At 48.5% G+C, this 13,438-nt stretch carries 17 protein-coding genes; 8 read left to right on the plus strand and 9 right to left on the minus strand.

The window, feature by feature from the left end; all coding sequences use genetic code 11:
* Positions 1-7: 7 nt before the first annotated feature.
* Together AAC007_RS03690 and AAC007_RS03695 are read right to left on the minus strand one after the other, a co-directional pair.
* A complete protein-coding gene (locus AAC007_RS03690) occupies positions 8-874 on the minus strand; it encodes a DUF2971 domain-containing protein (protein WP_295871767.1) in 867 nt (288 codons plus the stop codon).
* An 80-nt stretch (positions 875-954) separates the two neighbouring features.
* A complete protein-coding gene (locus tag AAC007_RS03695; protein ID WP_339674646.1) occupies positions 955-1,758 on the minus strand; it encodes an alpha/beta fold hydrolase in 804 nt (267 codons plus the stop codon).
* A gap of 96 nt (positions 1,759-1,854) precedes the next feature.
* Between AAC007_RS03695 and AAC007_RS03700 the strand changes: the two genes are divergently transcribed.
* Positions 1,855-2,634 carry a hypothetical protein gene (locus tag AAC007_RS03700; RefSeq protein WP_296435357.1) on the plus strand — a complete coding sequence of 260 codons (780 nt, stop codon included), beginning with the start codon at positions 1,855-1,857 and terminating at the stop codon, positions 2,632-2,634.
* A gap of 15 nt (positions 2,635-2,649) precedes the next feature.
* Here AAC007_RS03700 and AAC007_RS03705 read toward each other — a convergent pair whose 3' ends face one another.
* From AAC007_RS03705 to AAC007_RS03715, 3 genes are read right to left on the minus strand one after another with little or no spacing between them, the layout of a single operon-like run.
* Positions 2,650-3,675 carry a HupE/UreJ family protein gene (locus AAC007_RS03705; protein ID WP_296435358.1) on the minus strand — a complete coding sequence of 342 codons (1,026 nt, stop codon included), beginning with the start codon at positions 3,673-3,675 and terminating at the stop codon, positions 2,650-2,652.
* Positions 3,662-4,582 carry a peptidylprolyl isomerase gene (locus AAC007_RS03710; RefSeq protein ID WP_339674648.1) on the minus strand — a complete coding sequence of 307 codons (921 nt, stop codon included), beginning with the start codon at positions 4,580-4,582 and terminating at the stop codon, positions 3,662-3,664. The genes AAC007_RS03705 and AAC007_RS03710 overlap by 14 nt, the downstream gene beginning before the upstream one ends.
* Positions 4,579-6,618, minus strand: coding sequence for a DUF3604 domain-containing protein (locus AAC007_RS03715; protein WP_339674649.1), 2,040 nt, complete (start codon positions 6,616-6,618; stop codon positions 4,579-4,581). The genes AAC007_RS03710 and AAC007_RS03715 overlap by 4 nt, the downstream gene beginning before the upstream one ends.
* Before the next feature lie 148 nt (positions 6,619-6,766).
* Here AAC007_RS03715 and AAC007_RS03720 point away from each other — a divergent pair, with 148 nt between their 5' ends.
* The gene (locus AAC007_RS03720) at positions 6,767-7,084 is read left to right on the plus strand and encodes a hypothetical protein (RefSeq protein WP_339674650.1); all 318 of its coding nucleotides are present in this window, start codon (positions 6,767-6,769) and stop codon (positions 7,082-7,084) included.
* A 45-nt stretch (positions 7,085-7,129) separates the two neighbouring features.
* Here AAC007_RS03720 and AAC007_RS03725 read toward each other — a convergent pair whose 3' ends face one another.
* Positions 7,130-7,753 carry a glutathione S-transferase family protein gene (locus AAC007_RS03725; RefSeq protein ID WP_339674651.1) on the minus strand — a complete coding sequence of 208 codons (624 nt, stop codon included), beginning with the start codon at positions 7,751-7,753 and terminating at the stop codon, positions 7,130-7,132.
* A gap of 109 nt (positions 7,754-7,862) precedes the next feature.
* Here AAC007_RS03725 and AAC007_RS03730 point away from each other — a divergent pair, with 109 nt between their 5' ends.
* The 4 genes from AAC007_RS03730 to AAC007_RS03745 are packed head-to-tail and all read left to right on the plus strand — an operon-like array spanning position 7,863 to position 10,744.
* Positions 7,863-8,375 (plus strand): glycine zipper 2TM domain-containing protein, encoded by a 513-nt coding sequence (locus tag AAC007_RS03730; RefSeq protein ID WP_339674652.1) that lies wholly within the window; start codon positions 7,863-7,865, stop codon positions 8,373-8,375.
* Positions 8,376-8,395: 20 nt separating this feature from the next.
* Positions 8,396-8,716, plus strand: a complete 321-nt coding sequence (locus AAC007_RS03735) for a PepSY domain-containing protein (RefSeq protein WP_219041671.1) — start codon at positions 8,396-8,398, stop codon at positions 8,714-8,716.
* Between the two features lie 12 nt (positions 8,717-8,728).
* Positions 8,729-9,412, plus strand: a complete 684-nt coding sequence (locus AAC007_RS03740; protein WP_219041672.1) for a response regulator transcription factor — start codon at positions 8,729-8,731, stop codon at positions 9,410-9,412.
* Positions 9,413-9,472: 60 nt separating this feature from the next.
* Entirely contained in the window at positions 9,473-10,744 is a 1,272-nt protein-coding gene (locus AAC007_RS03745; RefSeq protein WP_339674653.1) for an ATP-binding protein, read from the plus strand.
* 68 nt (positions 10,745-10,812) lie between these two features.
* On the opposite strand, the gene AAC007_RS03750 is transcribed toward AAC007_RS03745, so the two are convergent.
* Positions 10,813-11,322 carry a hypothetical protein gene (locus AAC007_RS03750; RefSeq protein ID WP_296435367.1) on the minus strand — a complete coding sequence of 170 codons (510 nt, stop codon included), beginning with the start codon at positions 11,320-11,322 and terminating at the stop codon, positions 10,813-10,815.
* Positions 11,323-11,661: 339 nt separating this feature from the next.
* Between AAC007_RS03750 and arfB the strand changes: the two genes are divergently transcribed.
* Positions 11,662-12,075 carry an alternative ribosome rescue aminoacyl-tRNA hydrolase ArfB gene (gene arfB, locus AAC007_RS03755; RefSeq protein ID WP_339674655.1) on the plus strand — a complete coding sequence of 138 codons (414 nt, stop codon included), beginning with the start codon at positions 11,662-11,664 and terminating at the stop codon, positions 12,073-12,075.
* Positions 12,076-12,177: 102 nt separating this feature from the next.
* Positions 12,178-12,456, plus strand: a complete 279-nt coding sequence (locus AAC007_RS03760) for a late competence development ComFB family protein (protein ID WP_339674657.1) — start codon at positions 12,178-12,180, stop codon at positions 12,454-12,456.
* 81 nt (positions 12,457-12,537) lie between these two features.
* Here the strand turns inward: AAC007_RS03760 and AAC007_RS03765 are convergent, their stop codons facing one another.
* The gene (locus AAC007_RS03765; RefSeq protein ID WP_339674658.1) at positions 12,538-12,759 is read right to left on the minus strand and encodes a hypothetical protein; all 222 of its coding nucleotides are present in this window, start codon (positions 12,757-12,759) and stop codon (positions 12,538-12,540) included.
* Between the two features lie 53 nt (positions 12,760-12,812).
* A complete protein-coding gene (locus tag AAC007_RS03770) occupies positions 12,813-13,427 on the minus strand; it encodes a hypothetical protein (protein ID WP_339674659.1) in 615 nt (204 codons plus the stop codon).
* Positions 13,428-13,438 lie beyond the last annotated feature (11 nt).

Genomic DNA, 13,438 nt, shown 5'->3' on the forward strand with positions numbered 1-13,438 from the left:
GACGCTGTTAATTTTGACGGTAGGGAATTTGGCAGTATTCGATACCGTTCGCAGGTCGAATACCATGCTTGGCAAGACACATTTTCATTGAGTTCATCGACAAGCTGATATTGGGAGTGGGCCCTAAATACACATGATCTAAATCCACTGCGTCATTGTCGTCAGCCACCAAAGAAAAGCTAATATAAGGCACCAACATGCTGCGGCCTTCGCGGAAATTTACCGCCGCCTGCCGGTAATCTGACACCACAGGCGACACCAGGCGCCACTCTTGCTCTTCTTCAAAAGAAGGATGCTTCAGAATCGCCGCCAAGCGCAGCAAATCGCTTTCCAGATGTTCAAACAACTGGTGATAAACCTCTCGCTCAACGCCATCTTCAATACCATCTGCCAACACTTCCACTGCGTCAACGACCTGAGCGATCAACGCCTGCTGCTCCAATCGATCGTATATGCAGCGCCCCATACGAAAATGTTGTTTTGCCGCGCAACTTGCTACCGTCGCAGGATTAAATCCCAAACTGGCCCCTTTACCGACAGCGCTGTATCCGCGCCACTGACTTAACAAATTGCCGTTTGCGCGGAAGGATGCGCCGAATAAGATGTGGCCATTGGTTATCCGGTGCTTAACCCAATCGAGAAAGCTCGTTAATAAATGGGGTCGCCGATGACTTGCATCGATTCGACTTGCCACTTCGTTAGCAACCAGGTCTGCAGTATGACGCAGCTCGGCAGAATCATTCATATAGCGAATATCGCTAGCCCACAAACTTTGACTGCCGATGATACCCAGCACGCCACTCAATGAGGTGTAATGGTATAGCGTTTCTTGTGGCGGCTCGGAAAACAAAGTTTCGGTGATCGTACTTATCATATTAGCTCCTCGCCTCGACATTCGCCCTTTTTACCACAGCAAGATGACACCCACTCTTAAGCACCGATAATAAAAGTCGATTACGCCGCCCCGTCTGCCCGTAAAAACTCATTAACTAAGCCATTGAATATAAGCGGATACTCAGCGTGCAGCCAATGACCGGCATTGGCGATGGTTTCAAAGTACATATTCGGAAATTGACGCATCATTGGCGCACGATTTTCGTCACGTATGTAACCAGACAGCTCACCGCGAATAAACAAGGTTGGCCCGTCAAAAGGTTCGGCTGAGGGTGCGTCGCGCAAATTATCGTACAGCTCTGCGATAACAGGTAAATTCATCCGCCACGCCCAACCGTCTTTGCCGTCGCGCATTAAGTTTTTGAGTAAGAATTGACGTATCGCGACTTCTGGCACCGACTTCGTCAACAGCTGATCAGCCTGCTCACGATTTTTAAGTGACCGCAATTCCAGAGCTAGCAAGCTAGTAATAATTGCATCGTGCCCACGTCCGTAGCGCACCGGTGCGATATCAGCAACAATGAGACGCTTCACCCGTTCTGGATGAGTTATTGCCACTTGCATTGCAACTTTGCCACCGAGGGAATGTCCCAGAAAATGCGCACATGGCATCTCCAGCACATCCATTGCAGCAATAACGTCTTCCGCCATCACCGGAATATCCATTTGATCGCTGTGGGCAGATTTACCATGGTTGCGCAGATCCATGCGAACAACCGTAAAATGACTTTCAAGGCTGCGAGCAACAGACATTAAATTACTCGCTGAGCCAAACAAACCGTGTAGCAAAACAACGCTAACAGGCCCACTTCCACTCACTTCGGTATGTAACTGCACTGCTCTGGGCATATGTTCGCTTCTCATCGTCTTTCGCCATTGCTAGAATGCGCAGGCATTTTTAATAAAAAAGGGCTTATTGTGCGACTATATCTACTTATCTTGACGCTTATCGGCGCGGTTATGGCCACAGGCTGTAGTTCAACTGATTTTAATCCTACCGCCTACGACTATTTTATCAGTCGTGAAGACATTCAACAAAAACCACTTAAGAAAGTCATTCTTGCAACAGTAAACATCAGCGGGGAACCGACCCGTTCAGTGTTGCGTGACAGTGTCGACAAGGTAGATGGACTAGTCGAAGACTACCTAAAAGCGAATGGCATGACACTTGCCCCTAGTCACCTGTTCGACAACGCATGGCAGCAGGCCTTGCTAAGCTACGGAAATTTTTACGACCCAACCACCGGTAAAGTAGACACCGCCGGTTGGCAACGGGTAATGGCTGCAACGCTAGAGAGCCTGCAATCCCAAAAAGACATTGATGCCGTGATATTTACCGACCTTATTGAGCACGACGTGCAACACAGTCCAGGCATGAAGCATTATGCACGTTGGTACGGCGTAACACGTGAGCCGGCTACCGAAGGAGCCACATCCAGTGTTCCGACAGACTTCAATTGGACTCAGGTAATTAAGGGCGCATCCTTGGTTGTGACGATTTACACCACCGAAGGCAAACCTTTATTTTCCAGCCGCGGCGGCATAGATACCCTGCACGGCATCGACTCCCGCAAATCTGACAAGGGATTTGTGCGACGCAAAAAAATTCTCAGTCGCAGCAACAATATCGATGAAGGCATAGAACTGGCCTTCCACCCGCTCATTCAAATGAAAAATTACCCCGGCAAGCCACCTGTGGCGAAGAAAGCGAATGATGTCGACGCGACACAGAAGCCGTAATACGTTTCAACCACTCTAATAAATGCTGCGAAACGTGGCCTCAAACAAACTGAGGCCACGATCAATCATCCAGAACACCGCCACCGACCCCATCACGTATATTGTTGCCGTCTGAGCGCCAGACAATAGCGCCACACGCCGCAAAGGCATAGTAGCTAGAGTCCGCCGAACGGCGAGTAAGAGCGCCGCAACCATGGCGATAAAAAAGATCTGACCCAGCTCAATACCAATATTAAAGCCCAGCAATGCCGGCAATATATCGGTGCTAGACACAGTGAGTTCGTCTAGGACCGACGCAAACCCCAATCCATGCAACAAGCCAAAAGCGCCTACCAAAACGATAAACCACTTACCACCTAGCTTAGTATCGCTAGCCGCCACCGATTTACCGGCGTACAGCGCCATCACTAAAACACTGGCCGCAATAAGCCACTCGGTTAAGTTTGGCCAATGGGGGATTAAACCAATACTAACCAAAAACAAGGTGATGCTATGGCCCACCGTAAAAGCGCTGATCCAGGCCAAAAGTTGATAACGGTTGCTAGCTATTAACAGCAAACCCAATACGAATAGCAGATGATCAAGCCCAATAAGAATATGTTTAAAGCCTAAGCTGGTGAACTGGAATATTGCCGACCCGCCACTGTCCTGCATAGCGGGTGAAAAGCGATCTTCATCAGAGCTAAGCAAGGCTTGCTGCTCGTCTCCACTTATACCATACCAACGCAATAAAGCCGCCGAGCGGGATGCAGTAAGCCCTTCTATTGCAAACTCGAGTGATGCAGTCGACTTATGGCACAACATTGAATACCGCTGCTCAATTGCACCTTCACTCACAGCCTGATCCTGACGGTCGATAACTTGACAAGACTCAGGTAAAACTACCGTCGGCACCTTCGCGGCCAACACCGGCGTTTTCCACCAAAGGCCTATCAATCCGCCAGGCAGCTCCCTCAACTCAAGAAGCGATGGCGCCAGCTTGTGGGCATTCACATTGTTCATCAGGCATAGCAGTACGAAAAGCACACTAAATCTTCGCATGACAATCCACCTTGTAGTTGTCACGCAATTCCTCGACGTAGACATTCCAAGCCTGCGCTTGACGTTCTCGCCGCCATATTTCCTCGAGCTCAGGTAGTAACTCATTTAAAGGCAAGCGGTAAGCTTTATTCCTATTGTTAATACGAACCAAGTGAAATCCGTAGGCCGATTGCAGCGGGCCAAACCACGAACCAATCGGCGTCGCCGAACTGGCCAGCGCGAGACTAAAATCCTCACCAAATTTTGAGGTAATAGCTACGCGGTTTAGATTAGAAAAATGATTCCCATCTAAAAATACATCGCCGCGCCGACTATCTTGCGTGTTCTCACGCAACATCTGCTCAGCGCGTACGCGCGCGTTGCTGCGACTAGAATCAAAGTAGACATGCTCAAAACTTAGCCGCAGAGGAACCATCCCAAGATCTGGCCTCTGGGTATAAATCGTATCCAGCTCTTCTTTTGACGGTGAAAGGCCCTGTAAATTAAGCGCACTCTCATGCTGCATAAGTTGTATCAATCGGCGGCGCACGACTTCATCGCCAGCCGCGACATCCATAGCCAACACTGCATCAATTTTGTCTTGGCTATCACCTTTAATACCCAGGAAATCCGCATCCCGCAGCAGCCTTTGAATAATAACTTGGTCAGATTTATGCAAGCCCTGCAACATTGCCTCGCGTACCAGCATTTGCTCATCTAAGGCGACATTTACTAATTGCGACAATTCATTCGCGGTTGGCGCGCGACCAGCAACCTGAGCCCAATCAGCTGCTAATACCGTCCTCTGCGACGGCGTCAGACACGTCAATACGCGTTGGTTTTGACGCTCAACATGGCCATTAACGACATACAAAACGAAACCAATAATAATAAAATGCAGCAGCCGTGACCGTACTAGCTGCCTCAAGGTTGGACCTCGGCCGTGACATTCTCATTTTTTACACCGGCCTTAGTAACCTCCTCGCTCATGTCTTCACTCGGCGAATACCAAATTGGCGATGACCACGCCCTCTCCTGAATAACAGGCCGATGCGCCGCCGAACAGCACTGCTCATATCCCGGCTTTATCGTGTCGGGATTTTCACAATCAATTTTTGCCGCAATACATATTTGCTGGCTCCAGCGACATGTAGGGTTCTCTAGCACTCTCGCGTAGTAGTAAGCATTTTCTGTTGGATCAAACTGAGGGTCTTGCCAGCGACCACAAAGCTGGGGATGCCCGCTACCTTGCGTTTCGCAACTTTGTAAATCCACACCGGCGCTACTGTCGGTATCACCAGCAATATCGATCACAACTTCGTCGCGCTGACCTTCTTTGCCGACGCTGCCCTTTATAATTTGAATTCGCTGCAACGGCGTGCCAGTGCGACCTGCATCCATTTTTGCAAAGACCGTAAACACCGGCGCTTCAGCGTCTTCGTCCAAAAGTAAATCACCGCCCATTGCAACACCGTGATCATAGCCCTGAGCGACATAATCACTGCGCTCGCAAATATCCTCTGGCAGTGAGGCATCACCGCCAAAAAACCGTAAGCTGATGCGTGGGCCGCTGGTCCCATACGTCTCCCTGCGCTGCATGGCCTCAAACAACGACGAGCGACTATTTTCTTCTGCCCACACCGCCGCGAGACCACCTGGATTAAACTCTAAATCGTCGGGCAAGCCTTCCGGCACCGTATCGCCAACGGGCACACCGGCACCGCCATGGCCCAAAAAGCCCTTTTCAGCAACCGCGCCGGGCGCGCCAATATGCGTATCCGAGCTGGCAATAAACCCCAGCTTAAATGGGTTTACCCCTAAACGCTGCTCTTGCTCAAGCCCATCGCGCAGTACTTCGCGAATGAAGCCCCCATTTGGCTGCGGTGCCTTGCTCACGAACGGCAGAATTTTACCTATAAATTTATCGGAAAAGCTGCTGTAGGGTAGTTGCTCAAAAGCGCACAGTTCATCAGCACTGTTCAAGGGGTCGTAATAACATTCCGAGCTACCCTTGTGCTGCATTACTTCAACCAAGCGCTCCAAACGCGCCCGTTGCTTTGCATCGGCAACGGTAATTGGCTTACCGTCATCGCGAGCCAAACTAAACATATAGCCATCGCTCAGGTTTGAATTGTGCGGAATAACGAGCACCTCGCAGCCTGTTCCGGCATTGACACATTCACGGTCAAGCGCATCCCACAACAACGGTGCCGAAGGCGTATCAACAAAGCTTAAGGGTAACGCTGGGACCTGCTTATTTTTAAAGAGAATATTGCGATGTAAATTTGCAAGATTTGCCGAAGCACCGGTCCATTCATAGGCGACGAAGCTGGTAAATTCACAATTCTCGCTTCTATCATATGCATCTTCAGCGGCTTGTTGAATCTCCTGCCAAGGCCTCAGCCCCGCATCTCGACATAAGTCACCATTCGCCCCACACATACCAAGGCGTTTACCGCGAGAAGACTGGGTATTAAAAAGGAAAAAGGCTAGCCGAGGAGCCTCTCGATAAATTTTGCATTGCCAACTGCTGTAAGCCTCAAAGCTGGGAACCTGACAAATTTCAACTTCACCAAATAACTCTGCGTGATCGGTGACGACGGCAAAATCCAAAGGTCGGTCCAAACGCAAATGACGCAGCGCTTTGCCGTCCGCAGTCCACGGTTGCACTCCAATCTCCGCGCCGCGAGCAAAGCGATAGGCATCAGCTGGTGATGTGCGGGTACCTTGCGTGCCGGCATCTAATGAATATTTGGTATGGACATGGGTGTCGCCGAAAAAAACCTGGCGCTGAGGATCGCGATTCAAGCAGGGTTGGCGAACTTCGCCACGGTTAAGATCACTACCAGATATTTTCACAGATGAAGAGTCCTCAGCCTGTGCAAGCACTACACCGAAAACGCCAACAAGGAGAAGACAAACTCTCATAAAAACCGCTATTTCAAGCGAGGCAAAAATTGGCATCAGCTACCCTTCCTTGTTGTATAATATCATTTTTATAGCAACACTATTATTATGTAGAAACACCGTGTTTACAATACGGCCATTATTAAGGAATCGTTCAGGCAAGCTATGTGACTATGACCCTGTATTCATTCACAGGAGCGTCATTATGAAACTGACAAAAGCCTTAATTCTTATTGCTAGCTTAGGCCTCGCAGCAAATAGTGCTTTCGCTGATCATCGCAGTGGCGCCCACGTTGACGCACGCTATCAGTATCACGGCAAAGCACCCCATCAGGGCCACATCAAACACTACAAAAAATACGGCTATCATCACGGCGATAGATACTACAATGACCGTCATCACTACTACCACGGCAGACACTACAACAAGCATTACTATTCACGACACGTGCATAGTAGGCATTGTGGCCACCACTATGAGCCCGCGTTCAATACGCGAGTGAAAGTATTTTTTGGCTTATAAGGGCAACATAGATAAGGCGGAACGTTGGTTTCGCCTTATCTCTATTTATTCGCCAAAAAACGCTTTTTTAGCGTCATACCAGTCTTGGAGCTCGGGGCAATTTTCCGGAATTTTACGCCGTACCCAGCCACAAAAGCCCAGCACAACATAGAGATCAATATCGGCCTGGGTCAATGAATCACCCACCAAATAATTTCGATTACTTACTTCATCATTCATTGCCTCAAAGAAGGCTGAAATACGCAGATTTCCACGCTCAACCAGCTCAACAATTTGAGGTATTTTTAAAGGCCCAGGTAGAGCACTATCTTTAAAGGCATCACCTTTATTTCTCAGTACCTCTGCTACAGCGGAAAAACCTTCAAAAAAGATGCGGTGGCACCACCCAATAACGTGTGCTCGCTCTAAACTCGATTGACCAAACACAGAGGCTCCAGGATAGACCTCATCCAAATACAGGCAAATCGCGATAGTGTCGGATATGATCGCGCCATCGTCAAAAACCAAGCTAGGCAAAGTTAAACGCGGATTTACCGCACTAAATTCCGGGGAAAACTGCTCCTTCGCCGCCAAATCAATCTCTTGGGTCTCTAATTCGATACCCTTGTATTTCATCATTAAACCCACTCGGCGCGGATTTGGTGCTAAAGCATAGGTATATAGTTTCACCGACTTCTCCTAAATATTATTAAAATGCACATGGGGTGTATATGGTTCAGCTTTAGTTAAGCCAAAGGGCTCTATGCTGGATACTACCAATAGTTCTCGAGTATATGCCATGTTCAAGCATACCGTTATCCCGCTGATTCTCGTCTGCTCCACCTCGGTTTTAGCTGATCACCGCAGAGACAGTGTACGACATACACAGTATGCACAAGTTACCCATGTGCAAGCGATCTACGAACGGATCTCATACACCAGACCGACGGAACAATGCTGGCGCGAAGAAGCCGTCGTCCACGAGCGCAGCAGCTCTGCACCGATCTTTGGCGCCATTATCGGCGGTGCACTCGGCAACGAGCTCGGGCATCATAAAAGTAACAAGCGGGTTGGCGCCGTCGTCGGCGCGGTTCTTGGCGCAACAGTCGCAGCAGACGTCTCTAGAGGCCGTGGCGGCAGTCACTACGAAACCATCGATCGCTGTGAAACACAGCATCACCAAGAGTGGCGAGAAGAAGTTGTTGGCTATGATGTAAGCTATCGCTACCAAGGCGAGATTTATCACACCCGCTTGCCCTATAATCCGGGTAGGGAGATCGAAATCGAGGTGAACATCACACCCCGTGGTTAATGTAGATGTTTGGGAGTTCTATGAACCTTACTTCGCAACGTAAACTACCAATGCGAATATCCATTTTTCTCATTGCAGCCGTAATCGCGGTGCACAGCAATGCCAATCCGCTCGGTAACTTAGGTGGTCGCTTAGGTCTGCCCGACCGGGGCAAAGTTGAGCGCTTGGATGATCGCGGCCGCAGCAGACTAAGCGTGAATGAGGCAATTTCAATTGCCGAGCAACGCTATGGTGGCCGCGCCGTCGGAGCCAAAAAAATTAACAGCGGTAACGGTACGGCCTACAGTGTTCGCATACTGCAGGATAACGGCAAGATTAAAAATGTCATTATTAATGATTGAGCGAATTGAACCATGCGTATTCTGCTAGTCGAAGATGAAAGTTTACTGCTCGAGCAACTACACCGTAATTTTGAGCGTGCAGGCTATGCCTGTGATACGGCGGCAGATGGCAACGAGGGTTTATTTCTCGGCCAAGAAAACCCCTACGACCTAGCGGTGGTAGACCTAGGCCTTCCCGGCATTGATGGCATAAGTATTATTAAGCAGTGGCGCAAAGAGGGTCGCAAATTCCCTGTTTTAATCCTCACCGCCAGAGATCGCTGGCAAGACAAGGTCGAGGGTCTAGAAGCTGGAGCCGATGACTACGTGGCGAAACCGTTCCAAATAGAGGAAGTGATGGCCAGAGCCAATGCCCTGATCCGTCGCTCCGCAGGTTTTGCCAGCCCACAATTGCAATTTGGTTGCATCACCATCGATACCGGTGCAAAGCGTGCGCTGCTAAACAATACCGCCGTCGAACTAACGGCGTACGAGTACAATGCCCTTGAATATCTTGCAATGCGCAGCGGGCAAGTCGTTTCAAAAACCGATTTAACAGAACACTTATACGATCAGGATTTTGATCGCGACAGCAATGTGATCGAAGTATTTATTGCGCGCTTGCGGAAAAAAATTGACCCGGATAACGCGCTTAAGCCCATTTCGACCCTGCGCGGTCGCGGCTATCGCTTTGAGCTAAGTGAAACCCAGCACTAAATGTGGGAGCGGCGCGGCAAGTCAATTACCAGGCGACTAATTGTTGCCAGCCTTAGCCTCATGGCACTGCTGTTGGGAGCAACTGGTATCGCAATAGATCGCGCGCATACCGTGAGCTTAGTCAGCGCCGAACAAGATCAACTCAGACTCCAATTCTTCGGTCTACTCGGCGCAATCGAGTGGCAAGACGGCACCATTGATATGGGTGACCGATTGAAAGACCCAAGATTTTGGCAGTTTCGCTCCGGCCTCTATGCGCAAATTCGACTTCGCAATGGCACGCCACTATGGCAATCGGTATCCAGCGAAACAATTCCCCTACCAGCGCCCGAAAGCACACCACGTAGCGGTCAGGAATTATTTAGTGAGGCCCGCGTAGACAAGGAACCCTTCTTTGTATTTCAGTACCACGCTATTTGGGAGACCGAAGATGATCGCGAAGTCCCCTTACTTTTTTCACTCTACTCAAGTCAAAGCCCACTCATTAACGAGCGTAGAAAATTCCAACATCAATTAAGTCTATGGCTCGGCTTAGTACTGACAATATCCCTGATAGTCACTGCGCTCATTTTATACTGGGGACTGCGGCCACTGCGCGAATTAGCAATTGATCTAAAATTATTAGAGCGTGGCGACTCCACAAAACTCCGACCAAACTATCCTCGCGAACTACAGGGCATTACCCATAACTTAAACCAATTGCTCGACAAAGAAAAAAAGCAGCGAGAGCGCTATAGAAATACCCTTGCAGATCTTGCCCACAGCCTTAAAACACCGCTTGCCATACTAAAAGGCAGTGGCGCAAAAGACCCCGCCACAGGGGAACAAATCGACCGCATGGACAACATTATCAATTACCAACTCAAACGCGCGGTAAGCAGTGGCAAACAAAACCTAAGCAGACGCATACAACTGCGTCCATTAATTGAACGCCTGTGTAATACACTAGCTAAAGTTCATCGAGATAAATCTCCACAATTTGAAATAACATTAGACCCGTCATTGGTAATCGCAGTTGACGAACAAGACGCAATGGAAATGTTCGGCAACCTTCTCGACAATGCGAGCAAAGCCTGCACTGCTGCTATCGCCATACATTCCCATACCGTCGACGGGCACACAGTAATCTGTATTGACGACGACGGTCCGGGTATCTCTAAGGAATATCGGGAGGAATTATTGCAACGAGGCAGCCGCGGCGACCAATACGGGCAAGGCCAAGGTCTCGGGCTAGCGATTGTTAGCGATATTATTCAGAGTTACGATGGCGAGATCAGCTTCAAAGATTCGCGGCTTGGTGGCGTCTGCGCAGAAATCAAATTGCCTCGATAAACATTCGCAAAATCATGTGCAAAAAAAGCCAGAGCATAGCTCTGGCATTTTTTTGCCGAGTAAAGAATTTACAGTGGAATAATCGCTAAAATATCGACAGGTAAAGCATCTAAACCGGGTATGCTTCCATTGCCGACCACACCGAGAATATCAATTGGAATGATATCTAAACCGGGCAAGCCGCCGGCTCCACCCAACAAACTCAGTGGATCAATGGGTAAGGCGCCCAAAGACGGTAAACTAGGTAAGCCACCTGCTCCACCAAGAAGTGCAAGTGGATTAACAGGCAATGCGTCTAATCCAGGTAATCCACCACCAAGCAATGTTGTCGGATTAATCGGCAGAGCGTCTAAGCCGGGTAAGCCGCCACCCAAAACTGGCAAGTCGCCAAGCAACGATAAAGGATCTACCGGTAGCGAACCCAGCCCCGGCAACCCACCAGCACCACCGGTCAAGCCACCAAGCTGATTATCGACTTGAGTTAAAATCCCAATGACTGGCGCCAAAGGGCCGGCCAAGCTAAAAGACGAAATTGACGCTAAGGCTACTGCTGCTGCAAGTTTTTTAGTATTGGTCATTATTATTTCCCTACATTGTCATACTACGAATTAAGCTTGAAGTTAACACAACCACTAAGCTCTTCTGTTGTAACCACGCAATCATCGTACGTAATAACACCTATAGTAAGTCGTGACGGACATCACAAATTTTTTGCGCTTTGATGATTAAAACACCCCCTATTTCACACTAGATCAAATTTGCCAAATTGGAGCGCGACACCGCCAATGTCACAACACCGCCGAGATAATCATCACTATCTGCTACAATAGGCCCGGTGGCGCGCTGTAAAGTGCCACTCTTTTTCATAGCGACCAGAATAACTGCAACCCTATTTCACGCAGGAGACCAAAATAGCCATGTTGAGTATATCGCCGTCAGTGTCGATCCCCGACGACGAAATCGAACTGAGCGCCATTCGCGCGCAGGGTTCGGGTGGTCAAAACGTAAACAAAGTGTCATCGGCAATCCATTTACGCTTTGACATCAACGCCTCGTCGCTACCGGAGTTTCACAAGCAGAAACTACTGGCAAAAAGCGATCAACGAATAAGCAAAGACGGCATTATCATCATCAAAGCACAGCAATTTCGGACTCAAGAAAAAAACCGTGACGACGCCCTATCTAGATTACGGGACCTTATTAAAGATGCCATTAAAACCCTGCCACCGCGACGCGCGACCAAACCAACAAAGGGCTCGCAAAAACGGCGCATGGACAGCAAATCCCAACGCGGAAAAGTCAAAGCACTGCGGGGCCGCATAGACGACTAGCCCGCAACATTAAGCACCCCTCGGTTTTATCGTATAGCGCCCCTCAAGAATAGCTTCCAAAATAGCAACAAGCTTACTCCGCAAAAAAAACAAGGCGCTGCTATGTACTTAGATGAAGACATAAAAAACTTCATGGAAACGCTGGTCGAAGAAGAGTTTTCAGCACAAAGCCTCAACAAGGCTTACGACCACGAATATCTCCAAGACCTATTTTGCATAACATTGAATCAACTAAAGCCCCACTACGTGCGCAACGCTATAGACGTAAGAATTAACTTTACGTCGACTGAGCGCAGTGACATATCAAAGAAAATAGCGGTCGCTATTAATGAAGGGCATAGAATCTTGAATTCTGGCAGGCGCTCGGCAGAGCGCGATTAAATACAAGCGCTTATCAATGGGGTCTGAGTCATTGATTTTGATTTTCTCGGAATACTACCGACTTCCCATCTCCTCCTCGCCTCAAAGGCGCAGACCGTCGCCCGGTTTTAGCTTCAATCTGCGCCCTAAACGGTCACTACCCAAAACCCACGCCTTGTTTGTTGCTTGACGTATCGCCGTCAAGTCACGCTCAGGCATCCTGCCTCGAAACAACACGCCGTAAGCACTCTGTCTCTCCTCATCTATTATACCCAACTGGGTATATATCGGATGTGGCGTCAATAACTGAATTGGCTTAGCCAAAGCATTCCCCTGATAACTAGACCAAGGGTATTCAATGATTTGGTCAATCTAAGTTACAAGTAGAAATAGATATTACAACGGTAATCCGCCTCTTCAACGGTGTCGTAATACTTCGGCGTTTTGTATTTATCACCGAGCCCAGCCTTTATGTCTTTTTCTTTCTGCACCGTATAAGCATTTAACTTTAGCATTTTCTTTTCTATCGTGGCCTTTGTTTCCTCATCATAGTAATGTTCGAAAATATAGCCACCACAATCTTTAGTCCCTATTCCATATGCATGCTTATACTGCATTATCCAAGACAACTCCACCTCATTAACTGACAAAACACTTACGTAAATATCTCCCCAAAAGCCTTTAGGTACGGCCGACTTCACATCGACTTTTCTTTCTATCCACTCGCCATCAAGGTATTCTTTCCAGCGTACACGCAAATACTCCGGCACACCTAAAACATCCTGAGTTAAGCCATTATGAGAACCATCTTCATAGGGCATATTTCCCCCATAAATCCGAAATACGAGCTCACCTTTTTCGTTAATCATCTCAGGCTCATATAAATCCCGACCTGTGTCGTTATGCACGGCGTAGATAATATAAGCCTTGTCATTTAAGGCACTACAACCCTCAATAAAAAAAAGTGCACAGAAAAAAATAAAATACTTCATCCACACATTCC

Source organism: uncultured Zhongshania sp. (assembly GCF_963975605.1).
GTDB lineage: Bacteria > Pseudomonadota > Gammaproteobacteria > Pseudomonadales > Spongiibacteraceae > Spongiibacter > Spongiibacter aquimaris.